The 13,697-nt window shown below is 72.4% G+C and carries 15 protein-coding genes and 1 pseudogene; 4 read left to right on the forward strand and 12 right to left on the reverse strand.

The genetic code is table 11. From position 1 onward, the window contains the following. Positions 1-44 precede the first annotated feature (44 nt). From der to ACFWBT_RS36020, 6 genes are all read right to left on the reverse strand, one after another. Positions 45-1,523 (reverse strand): ribosome biogenesis GTPase Der, encoded by a 1,479-nt coding sequence (gene der, locus ACFWBT_RS35995; RefSeq protein WP_385707166.1) that lies wholly within the window; start codon positions 1,521-1,523, stop codon positions 45-47. A 77-nt stretch (positions 1,524-1,600) separates the two neighbouring features. Continuing rightward, on the reverse strand, positions 1,601-2,314 hold the full coding sequence (locus ACFWBT_RS36000; RefSeq protein ID WP_385707167.1) for a lysophospholipid acyltransferase family protein: 714 nt from the start codon (positions 2,312-2,314) through the stop codon (positions 1,601-1,603). Continuing rightward, positions 2,272-2,967: a (d)CMP kinase gene (cmk, locus tag ACFWBT_RS36005; RefSeq protein ID WP_385707168.1), complete on the reverse strand. Its 696-nt coding sequence runs from the start codon at positions 2,965-2,967 to the stop codon at positions 2,272-2,274. Before cmk ends, ACFWBT_RS36000 begins: the two co-directional genes overlap by 43 nt. Before the next feature lie 294 nt (positions 2,968-3,261). Beyond that, positions 3,262-4,347, reverse strand: a complete 1,086-nt coding sequence (locus ACFWBT_RS36010; RefSeq protein ID WP_385707169.1) for a prephenate dehydrogenase — start codon at positions 4,345-4,347, stop codon at positions 3,262-3,264. After that, the gene (gene aroH / locus ACFWBT_RS36015; RefSeq protein WP_351864246.1) at positions 4,344-4,706 is read right to left on the reverse strand and encodes a chorismate mutase; all 363 of its coding nucleotides are present in this window, start codon (positions 4,704-4,706) and stop codon (positions 4,344-4,346) included. Before aroH ends, ACFWBT_RS36010 begins: the two co-directional genes overlap by 4 nt. A gap of 148 nt (positions 4,707-4,854) precedes the next feature. After that, a complete protein-coding gene (locus ACFWBT_RS36020; protein WP_385707170.1) occupies positions 4,855-5,043 on the reverse strand; it encodes a hypothetical protein in 189 nt (62 codons plus the stop codon). 109 nt (positions 5,044-5,152) lie between these two features. On the opposite strand from ACFWBT_RS36020, the gene ACFWBT_RS36025 reads away from it, so the two are divergent. From ACFWBT_RS36025 to ACFWBT_RS36040, 4 genes are all read left to right on the forward strand, one after another. Continuing rightward, entirely contained in the window at positions 5,153-5,812 is a 660-nt protein-coding gene (locus ACFWBT_RS36025) for a hypothetical protein (protein ID WP_385707171.1), read from the forward strand. Positions 5,813-5,836: 24 nt separating this feature from the next. Next, positions 5,837-6,421: a DUF6529 family protein gene (locus ACFWBT_RS36030; RefSeq protein ID WP_385707172.1), complete on the forward strand. Its 585-nt coding sequence runs from the start codon at positions 5,837-5,839 to the stop codon at positions 6,419-6,421. Beyond that, positions 6,418-6,828, forward strand: a complete 411-nt coding sequence (locus ACFWBT_RS36035) for a Rieske (2Fe-2S) protein (protein ID WP_385707173.1) — start codon at positions 6,418-6,420, stop codon at positions 6,826-6,828. Before ACFWBT_RS36030 ends, ACFWBT_RS36035 begins: the two co-directional genes overlap by 4 nt. Positions 6,829-6,951: 123 nt before the next feature. Beyond that, entirely contained in the window at positions 6,952-7,773 is an 822-nt protein-coding gene (locus ACFWBT_RS36040) for a DNA polymerase beta superfamily protein (protein ID WP_385707179.1), read from the forward strand. On the opposite strand, the pseudogene ACFWBT_RS36045 reads toward ACFWBT_RS36040, so the two are convergent. The 6 genes and pseudogenes from ACFWBT_RS36045 to ACFWBT_RS36070 all read right to left on the reverse strand — a co-directional run. Then, positions 7,702-8,454 (reverse strand): annotated as a pseudogene (locus ACFWBT_RS36045) (DNA polymerase beta superfamily protein); the annotation flags it as partial. The gene ACFWBT_RS36040 and the pseudogene ACFWBT_RS36045 overlap by 72 nt on opposite strands. Before the next feature lie 3 nt (positions 8,455-8,457). Next, the gene (locus ACFWBT_RS36050) at positions 8,458-9,480 is read right to left on the reverse strand and encodes an ADP-ribosylglycohydrolase family protein (RefSeq protein ID WP_385707174.1); all 1,023 of its coding nucleotides are present in this window, start codon (positions 9,478-9,480) and stop codon (positions 8,458-8,460) included. Continuing rightward, positions 9,480-10,235, reverse strand: a complete 756-nt coding sequence (locus ACFWBT_RS36055) for an NUDIX domain-containing protein (protein ID WP_385707175.1) — start codon at positions 10,233-10,235, stop codon at positions 9,480-9,482. Before ACFWBT_RS36055 ends, ACFWBT_RS36050 begins: the two co-directional genes overlap by 1 nt. 611 nt (positions 10,236-10,846) lie before the next feature. After that, complete coding sequence (locus tag ACFWBT_RS36060) at positions 10,847-11,440, reverse strand: TIGR03086 family metal-binding protein (RefSeq protein WP_385707176.1); 594 nt, start codon at positions 11,438-11,440, stop codon at positions 10,847-10,849. Next, positions 11,437-12,405 (reverse strand): sigma-70 family RNA polymerase sigma factor, encoded by a 969-nt coding sequence (locus ACFWBT_RS36065; RefSeq protein ID WP_385707177.1) that lies wholly within the window; start codon positions 12,403-12,405, stop codon positions 11,437-11,439. Before ACFWBT_RS36065 ends, ACFWBT_RS36060 begins: the two co-directional genes overlap by 4 nt. A 170-nt stretch (positions 12,406-12,575) precedes the next feature. Continuing rightward, positions 12,576-13,697, reverse strand: a 1,122-nt coding sequence (locus ACFWBT_RS36070) for a pseudouridine synthase (protein WP_385707178.1), incomplete at its 5' end; no start/stop codon positions are given.

The following is a 13,697-nucleotide window of genomic DNA, read 5'->3' on the forward strand; positions in this document are numbered from 1 at the left end:
GGGCGGCTCCCGGGGGCCCCCCCCCTTCGCGTCGCCTTCGGGCGCTACTTCTTCTTGTTGGCGCCGCGCTTCTCGCGCACCCGCACCGAGATGTGGATCGGGGTGCCCTCGAAGCCGAACTCCTCGCGCAGGCGGCGCTCGATGAAGCGCCGGTAGCCGTGCTCGATGAAGCCGGAGGCGAAGAGCACGAACCGCGGGGGCTTGGTGCCCGCCTGCGTACCGAACAGGATGCGGGGCTGCTTGCCGCCGCGCACCGGGTGCGGGTGAGCGGCGACCAGCTCGCCGAGGAAGGCGTTCAGGCGGCCGGTCGGGACGCGGGTCTCCCAGCCGTCCAGGGCCGTCTCGATCGCCGGGACGAGCTTCTCCATGTGGCGGCCGGTGCGGGCCGAGACGTTCACCCGGGGCGCCCAGGCCACCTGGGCGAGCTCGGTCTCGATCTCCCGCTCCAGGTAGTAGCGGCGCTCCTCGTCGAGGGTGTCCCACTTGTTGAAGGCGACGACGATGGCGCGGCCCGCCTCGACGGCCATGGTGACGATGCGCTGGTCCTGCACGGAGATGGTCTCGGACGCGTCGATCAGGATGACCGCGACCTCGGCCTTCTCGACGGCGGCGGCGGTGCGCAGCGAGGCGTAGTAGTCGGCGCCCTGCTGGAGGTGGACGCGCTTGCGGATGCCCGCCGTGTCGACGAACTTCCAGGTGATGCCGCCGAGCTCGATGAGCTCGTCGACCGGGTCACGGGTGGTGCCCGCGACCTCGTTGACGACCACGCGGTCCTCGTTCGCCACCTTGTTCAGCAGGGAGGACTTGCCGACGTTCGGGCGGCCGATGAGGGCGATGCGGCGGGGGCCGCCCACCGCGGTGCCGAAGGTCTGCTCCGGGGCCTCGGGCAGCGCCTCCAGGACGGCGTCCAGCATGTCGCCGGTGCCGCGGCCGTGCAGCGCGGAGACCGGGTGCGGCTCGCCGAGACCGAGGGCCCAGAGGTACGAGGCGTCGGACTCGCCGCTCATGCCGTCGACCTTGTTGGCGCACAGGACGACGGGCTTGCCGGCCTTGCGGAGAAGGCGTACGACCGCCTCGTCGGTGTCGGTCGCGCCGACCTTGGCGTCGACGACGAAGACGACCGCGTCGGCGGCCTCGATCGCGTACTCGGCCTGCGCGGCGACGGACGCGTCGATGCCGAGGACGTCCTGCTCCCAGCCGCCGGTGTCGACGAGCTTGAAGCGGCGGCCCGCCCACTCGGCCTCGTAGGTCACGCGGTCGCGGGTGACACCGGGCTTGTCCTCGACGACGGCCTCGCGGCGGCCGATGATGCGGTTCACCAGGGTCGACTTGCCGACGTTCGGGCGGCCGACGACGGCGAGGACGGGCAGCGGGCCGTGGCCCGCCTCCCCGATCGCGCCCTCGACGTCCTCGGGGTCGAAGCCCTCTTCCGCGGCGAGCTCCATGAACTCCGCGTACTCGGCATCGCCAAGCGCCCCGTGCTCGTGTTCCGCCGAGCCGTCGGGCTGGATGTGGTCGTTCATGAAGTCCGTACCTCGTCGTTCAATCGTGGTGATCGGTGGAACACCCGTAAACCGGGTGATCCACTACTAAGTGTCGCCTAGCGCCCGACGGGGCGCCCGGCGTTTTCCGGGCGTCCGGTCAGACGCCTGGCGTGGTCCAGGTGGGCGCTGAGCTGTTTCTGGATGCGGCCGGTGGCCTCGTCCAGCGCCTGGCGCGTACGCCGTCCGCTGCCGTCGCCCGGTTCGAAGGGGTCGCCGAACACGACGTCGACCCTGCTGCGCAGCGGGGGCAGCCCCTTTATCAACCGGCTGGTCTTCTCGGAACTTCCCAGTACCGCCACCGGGACGATCGGGGCTCCGCTGCGCACCGCGAAGTACGCGAGCCCGGCCCGCAGCGAGGCGAAGTCGCCCTCGCCCCGGGTGCCCTCCGGGAAGATCCCGAGGACCCCGCCGGAGGCCAGGACGCCGAGGGCGTCGGTGATGGCCGTGCGGTCGGCGATCTCGCGGTCCACCTTCAGCTGGCCGATGCCCAGCAGGAACGGGTCGAGCGGGCCGATGAACGCTTCCTTCTTGATCAGGAAGTGCGTGGGCCTGGGCGCGACGCCCATGACCATCGGCCCGTCGATGTTGTGCGAGTGGTTCACGGCGAAGATCACCGGGCCGGTCGCGGGGACCTTCCAGGCGCCGAGCACGCGCGGCTTCCACAGCCCGTACATCAGGCCGACGCCGATGCGGCGCCCCACCTCGGCGCCTCTTGCGGAGGGTGCGGTCACTTGGCGGCCCGCTTCTCCTCGACGAGAGTGACGACGCACTCGATGACCTGCTGGAGCGTGAGGTCGGAGGTGTCCACCTCGACCGCGTCGTCCGCCTTGGCGAGCGGGGAGGTCTTGCGGTTGGAGTCGGCCGCGTCACGCTTGATCAGCGCCTCGCGGGTCGCGTCGATGTCCGCGCCCTTCAGCTCGCCGCTGCGGCGGGCGGCACGCGCCTCCGGGGAGGCGGTGAGGAAGATCTTCAGGTCGGCGTCGGGCAGCACGGTGGTGCCGATGTCCCGGCCCTCGACGACGATGCCGACCGGCGCGGACCCGGCGAGGGTGCGCTGCAGTTCGGTGATCCGGGCACGCACCTCGGGCACGGCGCTGACCGCGCTCACCTTGGAGGTGACCTCCTGCGTACGGATCGGGCCGGCGACGTCGGTCCCGTCGACCGTGATGGTCGGCGCGGCCGGGTCGGTACCGGAGATGATCTCCGGCTTGCCGGCCACGTCGGCGATCGCCGAGGGGTCCGTTATGTCGATGCCGTTGCTGACCATCCACCACGTGATCGCGCGGTACTGCGCCCCCGTGTCCAGGTAGCTCAGGCCGAGCTTCGCGGCCACGGCCTTCGAGGTGCTCGACTTGCCCGTGCCGGAGGGGCCGTCGATGGCGACAATCACAGCCGGAGCGGTACGGGCGGCGCCGTTGTCCACGGTGGGAACACCTTCCTGGTGCGGGGTGGAGGTCTCTGCGGGACGCGATCGCGCCCCGCACAAGGTTACTGGCTCCGCGGACCCCGTATTACTGGCCCTTCCCGGGACCGGTCACGGAGCCCTGCTGCCGCGGCGCCCGGCCGCGCTCCGATCCTCGACGCCGCCCCGCACCGCTCGGCACCGCGGCACCTGCCGGGCTCGGCTCGGCCGGGCCGGCCGGCGACCACCGGCGAGGCGTCGTCACGCCCGCCGGGCGGGCAGCCCCCGGCGGGCAGCCCCCGGCGGGCTCCGGCGCTACTGCCGCAGCGCCCAGCCCCGCTCCCGCAGTGCCGCGCCGAGCACCGGCACGGCCTTCGGCTCCACCATCAGCTGCACCAGACCGGCCTGCTGACCGGTCGCGTGCTCGATGCGCACGTCCTCGATGTTGACCCCGGCCATCCCCGCGTCGGCGAAGATGCGGGCCAGCTGACCGGGCTGGTCGTCGATGAGGACGGCCACGACCTCGTAGGTGCGCGGCGCGGAGCCGTGCTTGCCGGGGACACGGACCTGGCCCGCGTTCCCGCGGCGCAGGACTTCCCCGATGCCGGTGGCACCCTCGCTGCGCTTGGCCTCGTCGGAGGACTGCAGGGCCCGCAGCGCCTGGACCGTCTCGTCGAGATCGGCGGAGACGTCCGCGAGGAGGTCCGCGACCGGTCCCGGGTTCGCGGAGAGGATGTCGATCCACATCCGGGGGTCGGAGGCCGCGATCCGGGTCACATCGCGGATGCCCTGCCCGCAGAGCCGGACCGCCGACTCCTCGGCGTGCTCCAGCCGCGCGGCGACCATGCTGGACACCAGGTGCGGCATGTGCGAGACGAGCGCCACGGCACGGTCGTGGGCGTCCGCGTCCATCACGACGGGTACGGCCCGGCAGTGCGACACCAGTTCCAGGGCGAGGTTCAGCACCTCGGTGTCCGTGTCGCGGGTCGGTGTGAGCACCCAGGGCCGCCCCTCGAAGAGGTCGCCGGTCGCGGCCAGCGGGCCGGACTTCTCGCGGCCGGACATGGGGTGCGTGCCGATGTACGAGGTGAGGTCGAGGCCGAGCGCCTCCAGCTCGCGGCGCGGACCGCCCTTGACGCTGGCGACGTCCAGGTAGCCGCGGGCGACGCCGCGCCGCATGGCGTCCGCGAGGGTCGCGGCGACGTGCGCGGGCGGGGCGGCGACGATCGCGAGGTCGACCGGGCCCTCGGGTGCCTCGTCCGTGCCGGCGCCCAGCGCGGCCGCCGTACGGGCCTGCTCCGGGTCGTGGTCGGTGAGGTGCACGACGACGCCGCGGGCGGCGAGCGCGAGGGCCGCGGACGTGCCGATCAGCCCGGTTCCGATGACGAGTGCGGTCCTCACTGGGCGATGTCCTTGCGGAGCGCGCCCGCGGCGCCCAGGTAGACGTGCACGATCTCGGCGCGCGGCCGGTCGGACTCGATGTGGGCGAGAACACGGACGACGCGGGGCATCGCGCCCTCGATGTCCAGCTCCTGCGCGCAGATCAGCGGGACGTCGACGATGCCGAGCTTGCGCGCCGCGGCCGCCGGGAAGTCGCTGTGCAGATCGGGCGTGGCCGTGAACCAGATGCTGATCAGGTCGTCCGTGGTCAGCGCGTTGCGCTCCAGGATGGCGGTGAGCAGCTCGCTGACCTGCTCGTCCATGTGGCCGGCCTCGTCCCGTTCCAGTTGGACGGCGCCCCGGACCGCTCGTACCGCCACGGTGATGCTCCTCGCTGATCTGTGCTGATCTGTGTACACGTCGTGTCACACCAGCGTAGTCAGGCCCCGGCGCACCGGTGCGGGCCGCCCGCCTGACGAGACGGGGGCCGCGCACCGGGCCCGGCCGGGAGCGGCTCGTGCCGCCGTCTCAGAGCGACTGCTGCTTGATGAGGTCCTTCAGGGAGGCGCCGGCCGGCATCTCCCCGCTCGGGGTGAGCTTGTCGACCGCCCGGGGCAGCGTCCGGGCGATCTGGTCGGCGGTCCCGCCATGGTCCCGCCTTTCGTGGATGCGGCCGGGCGGCGGTGGCCGACCGGCCTCATACTTTGTCAATGTCACCCGAATCGCCCTATTCCGCTACTTGTGGTGAGAACGCGCCCGTGCGCCTCTGGACGCGAGCCCGCGGGTCCGCTCTCATTGCAGGAGACTCGCCTCGGGGGAGGCCCGAATGAAACGTCCAGGACCCCTTCTCACCCTTCTCGCGGGGCTCGTGCTCGGCGTGTTCATGTTGTCGCTCAACGCGACGACAGGGACGAAGAACGCGTCGACCTACCAGGAGTCACCTGCCGCCTCGGTGTCGCCCAGTGCGCCGCCGACGACCTCGTCGCCGTCGCCGAGCCCCTCGCCGACCCGCAGCGCCGTGCCCAACGCCGACTACGCGGGCCGCACCGACGACGACTCCTCGGCGATCGCCGTCTCCCTGCGGGGCGGCAAGGCGATCGCGTACTTCTGCGACGGGCACGACAAGGAGTCCTGGCTGAAGGGTGACGTGAAGGACGACGGCACCATGAAGCTCACCGGCAGCCACGGCGACGAGCTGAACGGGACCCTCCAGGACGGCAAGCGGATCCGCGGCACCGCCGAGGTCGGCGGGCAAAAGTACGGCTTCACGGCCGACAAGGCGGTCAAGCCCTCCGGGCTGTACCGGGCGACGGCCACCGTGCGCGGCGCGAAGGTCGACGGCGGCTGGATCGTGCTGCCCGGCGGCAAGCAGGTCGGCGTCGTCACGCGCGACGGCACACCTTCGGCGGCACCGGTGATCGACCCGGAGACCGGCGCCGTGACCATCGACGGGCAGAAGATCGTCGCGCGTCCTGTCACCCCCTGACCCCTCTTCCGCAGGGAGTTGTTCATGACCGTGGACCCGAACGCCGCCACCCAGGGCTACCCCTCTCCGCCGCCCGCCCGCCGCGGTCCGAGTCCCGCCCGCTACCTCGTCCCGGCCTTGGTCGCCGCGGCCGTCGCGATCGGTCTCGGCGCCTACGGCAAGGTGCACGACCCGGCGGGAACGGCCTTCAATCTCTCCGGTTTCAGCAGCACGGGCGCCGTGAAGTCGTGGCTCGCGACGACGGCGTTCTTCTTCGCGCTCGTCCAGCTCGTCTCGGCGCTCATGATGTACGGAAGACTGCCGGGCCCGAGTTGGGCGTCGACACTGCACCGGTGGTCGGGACGGATCGCGTTCCTGGTGGCGGTGCCGGTCGCCGTCCACTGCCTGTACGCGTTGGGCTATCAGACGTACGAGACACGCGTCCTGTGGCACTCGCTCCTCGGTTGCTTCTTCTTCGGTGCCTTCAGTGCCAAGATGCTGCTGCTCCGCTGGGAGCGCCTGCCCGGCTGGCTGTTGCCGATCGTCGGCGGCCTGGTCTTCGCCGTGCTCACGGCCGTCTGGCTGACGTCCGCCTTCTGGTTCTTCCGTACGTTCGGAGTGACGACATGACCAACCGCTCGACGCGGCGCACGGTGATTCTCGCGACGGGGGCGTCCGCACTGCTGGCGGGGTGCAGTCAGTACGGCGACGAGGACAGCTCGTCGGACTCGTCCCCGAAGGCGTCCAGCGGCGAGCAGCTCGCCACGACGAGCGACATCCCGGTCGGCGGGGGCACGATCTTCAAGGAGCAGAAGATCGTGGTCACCCAGCCGACGAAGGGCGACTTCAAGGCCTTCTCGGCGATCTGCACGCACGCGGGCTGCACGGTGAACAAGGTCGCCGACGGCACCATCGACTGCCCTTGCCACAAGAGCAGGTTCAGCATCGAGGACGGGGCGGTGAAGGGCGGTCCCGCGCCGCGCCCGCTGCCCGCCGAGAAGATCACCGTGGACGGAAACTCGATCCGCCTGGCGTGAGCGGGCCCGTACGCTCCCGGCATGCGTTCCGAGCCCCCCGTACCCCAGACGCCCCCGGCGTCGACCGCGTCCCCCGCACCGGCGGAGCCCCATGAGCCGGCCGTACCGTCGGCGGTGCGGCCCGTGTCCCCCGCGCCTCCCGTGTCGGCGGTCTCGCTGGTGCGGGACCACACGGTCTACTCCTGTGTGATGGGGTCACGGGCCTTCGGGCTGGCCACGGACGGCAGTGACACGGACCGCCGGGGCGTCTTCCTCGCCCCGAGCCCGCTCTTCTGGCGCTTCGAGAAGCCGCCGACGCATGTCGAGGGCCCGGCGGAGGAGCAGTTCAGCTGGGAGCTGGAGCGGTTCTGCGCCCTCGCGCTGCGCGCCAACCCGAACATCCTGGAGTGTCTGCACTCCCCCCTCGTCGAGTACGCGGACGACACCGGGCGCGAACTCCTGGCCCTCCGGCAGGCGTTCCTCTCCCGCCGGGCGCACGAGACGTTCGCCCGCTATGCCCAGGGCCAGCACAAGAAGCTGGACGCGGACGTCCGCACGTACGGCGCCCCGCGCTGGAAGCACGCCATGCATCTGCTGCGGCTCCTGATGAGCTCCCGCGACCTGCTGCGCACGGGGACCCTGACGATCGATGTCTCGGAGCAGCGCGAACCGCTGCTCGCGGTGAAGCGGGGCGAGGTGCCCTGGAGCGAGGTCGAGAGCTGGATGTCCCGTCTGGCGGCGGAGGCCGACGAGGCGGCCGACCACAGTCCGCTCGCGCCCGAGCCGGACCACGCGCGCGTGGAGGACTTCCTCTTCCGGGTGCGCCGCGCCTCAGCGCTCCAGGGCGCCGACGGTGTCCTCCGGCCCCCGGGTGCCCTCCGGACCTCCCCGGACGCCGTCCAGGCGGACCCTGACGACGAAGGCGTGCAGAGCGTCGTGCGCGGAGGGGGCGTCCGGCAGCACTGAGGCGTCCTGCGCCTCGTCGAGGAGCGTGTGCAGCCGCTCCACGTCCTCCTCCACGCGGGTGCGGGGGATGTCCGCGGCCCCGTGCTCCCGCTCCGCCTTCGCGGCGATCAGGTCCGGCAGATACGCGGGAGACGCGACCTGCCCGGCCAGCGTCGGCAGGTCCGCCCGTACCTCGCCGCTGCGCATGAGGTGGATGCCGGTGAGCAGCACACGGAAGGTGTAGAGCAGCGGCTTGAGTTCGCCGGTCTTCTCGAAGAGCCGCCACTGCGTGGTCGCGAACCCCCGGTAGTGGTGGGCGTGATGACGGGTGAGGACCCCGGGGACGAGCGAGATCAGCTCACGGTGTTCGTCGCCGGTGCGCACGACGAGCGGCGAGAGCAGCTGCTCCAGCACATAGCCGTTGCGCCGCAGCATCAGCCGGACGAACTTGCGCAGGTCGTGGGTGACCAGGTCCATCTCGACGCCGTCCCGGAACCACATGCGCGACCGGGTCTCCTCCGGCTCGCGCAGCCCGACCAGGTCGGCCGTCGGCAGCAGATGGACACCGCGCAGGTCGACGTCGGAGTCGCGCGAGGGGAAGCCGTATAGGTGCGCCCCGGAGACGGTGGCGAAGAGCACGGGGTCGGGCTGTTCGCCCACCACGCTGGCGAGGTCGGTGCCGACACCGAGGACGTCTGTCATCCCTCAAGCGTCCCAGAGGGCCCCCAGCGCCATGAGGTCGCCCTGGTACTCGATGCGGTCGGCCCAGGACGTCGGCCAGGCCTCCGAGCCGTGGTAGGCGCCCGCGAACGCCCCGGTCAGGCAGGCGATGGAGTCGGAGTCGCCCGAGGTGCAGGCGGCCCGGCGCAGCGCGGTGACGGGTTCGTCGACGAACAGCAGGAAGCACAGCAGGCCGGTGGCGAGCGCCTCCTCGGCGACCCAGCCCCCGCCGGTTGCCATGCAGGGGTCGGTCTCGGGCGAGACGGTGCGCACGGCGTGCCGGAGGTTGTCCAGGACGTCGAGGCACTCGTCCCAGCCGCGGGAGATGTACTGCTCCGGTGTGGCGTCCTCGCTGAAGGACCACAGGTCGCCGAGCCAGCGGGAGTGATAGCGGTGCCGGTTCTCGTACGCGTACGAGCGCAGCCGGCCGACCAGTCCCATCGGCTCGACGCCCTGGGTGAGCAGCCAGATCGCATGCGCGGTGAGGTCCGCGGCGGCGAGCGCGGTGGGGTGGCCGTGGGTCAGCGCGGCCTGGAACTGCGCGGCGCCCGCTCGCTGTTCGTCACTGAGCCCGCGGACGAGTCCGACGGGCGCGACGCGCATGTTGGCGCCGCAGCCCTTGGAGCCGATCTGGCTGGCCTCCTGCCAGCGGCGCCTCTCGTTCTTGAGGAGGTTGCAGGCGACGAGGCAGGTCCGGCCGGGGGCCCGGTTGTTCTCGGGCGACTGGTACCAGTCCACGAACTCCTCGCGTACCGGCCGTTCCATCCGCAGCGGTCCGAGCAGACCGCGGTTCATCGCCGTGCGCAGCCCGCGCGCCAGCGCCAGCGTCATCTGGGTGTCGTCGGTGACGATCGCGGGCCGGGGCAGCGCCATCTGCCGCCAGGGGCCGCACTTGTCGAGGATGGCGGGCACGGAGTTGAACTCGGTGGGGAATCCGAGCGCGTCGCCGAGGGCCAGGCCTATGAGGGAACCGGTGGCGGCGCGCTTCGCGAGGGTCGTGGTGGTCATCAGGGCCGTCCTTCCGAGGTGGGACGCAGCAGGGGTGGGTGCAGGGTTTTGGCGCCGCCCGCGCGGTAGACGGCGGCGGGCTTGCCGCGGCCACCGGTGAGGCGCGCGGCACCGGGGACCTGTTCGACGAATCCGGGCGTGGCGAGGACCTTGCGCCGGAAGTTGGGCCGGTCGAGCGCGGTGCCCCACACGGTCTCGTAGACCTGCTGCAGCTCGCCGAGGGTGAACTCGGGCGAGCAGAAGGAGGTGGCGAGACAGGAGTACTCCAGCTTGGAGCCCACGCGTTCGTGGGCGTCGGCGAGGATCCGGTCGTGGTCGAAGGCGAGCGGATCGAGCGCGTTGAACCGCAGCCACTGGGCCTGCGCCGCGTCCCCGCCGCCGCGCGGCTCGGGAGCGTCCGGCAGCAGCGCGGCGAACGCGACGGAGACGATCCGCATGCGGGGGTCGCGGTCGGGTTCGCTGTAGGTGCGCAGCTGCTCCAGATGGAGTCCCGAGGTGTCCGACAGCCCGGTCTCCTCGGCGAGTTCGCGGCGGGCCGCCGCCTCCGCGGACTCGTGGGGCAGCACGAAGCCGCCGGGCAGCGCCCAGTGGCCGGCGTACGGCTCCTGGCCCCGCTCGACGAGCAGCACCTGCAGCGCGCCCGCGCGGACGGTCAGGACGGCCAGGTCGACGGTGACGGCGAAGGGCTCGAAGGCGTACTTGTCGTACCCATCGGGCGCCGTGCCGCCCGGCGCGCGGCCTTCTTCTGTCGCCACACTCCACCCCCTTTATGGTCAGCCTGACTATGGTCAGTACGACTATAAAGGGGGCGGGAGGATACCAACAAGGTTCTCAGCAGGGGAAGTTGCGGTTTCTCGGACCCGCCGCGAGAAAATTGTCTGCGCATGCGGCGAGGGTGGCGGAAGGTGTTCCGCCGCGGGCGGAGGCCGTTCGGATCAGCCCTGGACCCGGGCGCGCGACACCTCCGGACGCCGGACCTCGGCACGGCGCGCGTCCGAACCCTGCGCCCGAGCGTGCGCCGGAGCGAGAGCGGCCACGAGCGCCCCCAGGGCCGATACGCCCGCCGAGACCCACAGCGCCGGACCGCAGCCGCCCCCGCCGCTCGCGCGGTTTCAGCGCGGCCAGGGGCAGCATCGCCAGCCCCGTCAGCACGTTCAGCCAGGAGATCCACTGCCAAAACAGGCCCTCGGTGACGGCACCCCCGAGCACGGGCCCGGCCGCGACCCGAGGCCGGTCACCCCGCGCCAGACCCCGATGGCGACGCCCCGCTTCCCGGCCGGGACGACGCTCCACACACGGCGTGCGGGCACGGCGGACGGCTGCTGGACGGGGGCGCGTGCAGTGGTGTCGGTTCGCTCCGCGCGGATCACTCACGGAGGGCGGACCGGGGCGGCACCGAAACGGAATCGCGGCCGGGGCGCCGTCCCAGGAACGCGAGGAGGACGTCACCGGGCCGGCCCTGCACCGGTACGCCGACCGGGTCGGCGAAGCGCACGCCGCGGTCGGCGTCCGCGACCACGGCGTGCGCGACGGGCAGCAGTTCCACGGCGAGCCCGGACGGGATCGGCCGCGCCCGCCCGCAGGCACGGGAGACGTCCCAGCCGTGCACCGCGATCTCCAGGGCGCCGACGGCCGCCAGCAGCCCCGAGTCCATGGACCGGTCCCCCACGGCCGCGGTGGGCGGCGCGGCGGACACGGCCGCCCAGGCGCCGAGGAGGGCACGGGCCCGCTCGCGGAAGGCGCACACCGGGTCGGCGGCGGACGGGCCCGGGCGCGGCCCGACCCGCCCGTCCGCGACGCCTTCGTGGAGCGCGTCCACCGAGTCGTCGAGGTGGCGGAGCAACTCCCCCAGGTCCCACTCGGCACAGGGCGTCGGCCACCCCAGGCCCTCCCGCGGCACCTCGGCGACGCTGCCCAGCGCGTACGCGAGCGACCGCTCCAGGAGCTCTCCCGGGTTCACGGGCGAACCCGGGGCAGGTCGAAGCCGGCGAACAGCCCCGGATCCAGGAAGACGGTGAGCCGCGCGATACCGCGCTCCTCGACGGTGAGCACCTGCACGGAGTGCGCCCTGAGCACTCCGTCGACCCCGCGCTCGTACGCCGCCACCGCGGGCTGCCCGTTGGCCCGGACGGGCACCATGCGGATCCAACCGGCCTCGCGCCCGGAGAACACCCGGACCCACAGGAACCGCAGGACGTCCTTCCTGCCGCTGAACCATTCCAGGTGGGGCGGCATCTCCAGCTCGACCCCGTCCCGCAGCAGCCCCAGCAGTGACTCCATGTCGGCGTTCTCGAAGGCGCTCATGTAGCGGTCGAGGAGTGCGCGGTCGTCGGTCCCTACGGGCTCGACCACCAGGTCCTCCTCCGGGGCGACCTCGTCGAGCCGGGCACGCGCGCGCTGGAGGGTGCTCTTGACCGCGGCGGTCGAGGTGTCCAGCAGGGTGGCGACCTCGGACGCCCGCCAGGCCAGGACGTCCCGCAGGATGAGCACGGCCCGCTGCCGCGCGGGCAGGTTCTGCAGCGCGGCGACCAGGGCGAGCCGCAGGGTTCCGCGCGCCGCGACGACTGTCGCCGGGTCGACGAGCGTGTCGGGCAGCGGCTGGAGCCAGGGGATGTCCGTCGCGGGGGCCCGCAGAGGCTCCTCGGGCGCGTCTCCCGGCCCGCCGAGCCCGGTGGGCAGCGGACGGCGCCCGCGCCCCTCCAGCGCCGTCAGACACGTGTTGGTGGCGATCCGGTAGAGCCAGGTGCGCAGGCTCGCCCGGCCCTCGTACCTCTCGTAGGACCGCCAGGCCCGCAGATACGTCTCCTGGACGAGGTCCTCGGCGTCGTCGACCGATCCGAGCATGCGGTAGCAGTGGGCGAGCAGCTCCCGCCGGTACGGATCGGTCAGCCGGACGAACTCGTCGCGGTCCGTCGTCACGGTCATCGCCGCTCCCTTCGTTCGCACCGGGGCGCCTCGGAGCGCACCGGTGGTCCGTTCACCGGTACAGACCGGCGGGACGCCGAGAACGAATCGGCCGGCCCCGGAGAAGTTCCGGGGCCGGCCGTCGTACGCGTGGGGCGTCCAGGGCTGCGAGAGCCGCGGGGACTCCGGTGCTAGAGGCCGACCTCGGCCATCAGCATGCCGACCTCGGTGTTCGACAGGCGGCGCAGCCAGCCCGACTTCTGGTCGCCCAGGGTGATCGGGCCGAAGGAGACGCGCACCAGCTTGTCGACCGGGAATCCGGCCTCGGCGAGCATGCGGCGCACGATGTGCTTGCGGCCCTCGTGCAGGGTCACCTCGACGAGGTAGTTCTTGCCGGTCTGCTCGACGACGCGGAAGTGGTCCGCCTTGGCGTACCCGTCCTCCAGCTGGATGCCGTCCTTGAGCCGCTTGCCCAGGTCGCGCGGGATCGGACCGACGATGTGCGCGAGGTAGACCTTCTTCACGCCGTACTTCGGGTGGGTCAGCCGGTGCGCCAGCTCGCCGTGGTTGGTGAGCAGGATGACACCCTCGGTCTCGGTGTCGAGCCGGCCCACGTGGAAGAGCCGCGTCTCGCGGTTCGTCACATAGTCGCCCAGGCACTGACGGCCCTCGTTGTCCTCCATGGTGGAGACGACACCGGCGGGCTTGTTCAGCGAGAAGAACTGGTACGACTGCGTCGCGACGGTCAGCCCGTCGACCTTGATCTCGTCCTTCTCCGTGTCGACACGGAGACCCTGCTCCAGGACGATCTGGCCGTTGACCTCGACCCTGGCCTGCTCGACCAGCTCCTCGCAGGCGCGCCGGGAGCCGTAACCCGCTCGCGCGAGGATCTTCTGCAGGCGCTCGCCCTCCTGCTCGGCGCCCGGGAAGGTCTTGGGCAGCTTGATCTCCGGCTTGCCCGCGTACCGGTCCCGGTTGCGCTCCTCGGTCCGCGTCTCGTACTCGCGGGAGCGCGAGGGCTCCGTCCGGCCGGTGCGCTGCTGGCCCTGTCGGGGGCCGCCCTTGGCGCCGCCGCGCGCCGACGCGCCGCGCCCGGACTTCGGGCCTTCGTGCGTGCCCCCGGGGCCTACGTCGTAGCGACGCTCCTCGGGACGGGGCTTGCTGGGACGCTTCGGCTGGTCGTCGCGCCCTGCCGAAGCGCTCCTCGGCTGGGAGCCGCTCCCGCCGGTGCCACGCGAGCCTCCGCCCCCGCCGCTCCCACGCGGGCCGCCCCCGCCGGTGCCACGCGAGCCTCCGCCCCCGCCGCTGCCACG

The sequence above is a fragment of the Streptomyces sp. NPDC060027 genome (assembly GCF_042737005.1).
Classification (GTDB): domain Bacteria; phylum Actinomycetota; class Actinomycetes; order Streptomycetales; family Streptomycetaceae; genus Streptomyces.

What these genes read in the sequence shown, in the direction of transcription:
- ACFWBT_RS36035 (WP_385707173.1), top strand. Translation starts at nt 6,418, where the DNA reads ATGACCAACCGCTCGACGCGGCGCACGGTGATTCTCGCGACGGGGGCG.
- ACFWBT_RS36030 (WP_385707172.1), top strand. Translation starts at nt 5,837, where the DNA reads ATGACCGTGGACCCGAACGCCGCCACCCAGGGCTACCCCTCTCCGCCG.
- ACFWBT_RS36065 (WP_385707177.1), bottom strand. Translation starts at nt 12,405, where the DNA reads ATGACCGTGACGACGGACCGCGACGAGTTCGTCCGGCTGACCGATCCG.
- ACFWBT_RS36050 (WP_385707174.1), bottom strand. Translation starts at nt 9,480, where the DNA reads ATGACCACCACGACCCTCGCGAAGCGCGCCGCCACCGGTTCCCTCATA.
- der (WP_385707166.1), bottom strand. Translation starts at nt 1,523, where the DNA reads ATGAACGACCACATCCAGCCCGACGGCTCGGCGGAACACGAGCACGGG.
- ACFWBT_RS36025 (WP_385707171.1), top strand. Translation starts at nt 5,153, where the DNA reads ATGAAACGTCCAGGACCCCTTCTCACCCTTCTCGCGGGGCTCGTGCTC.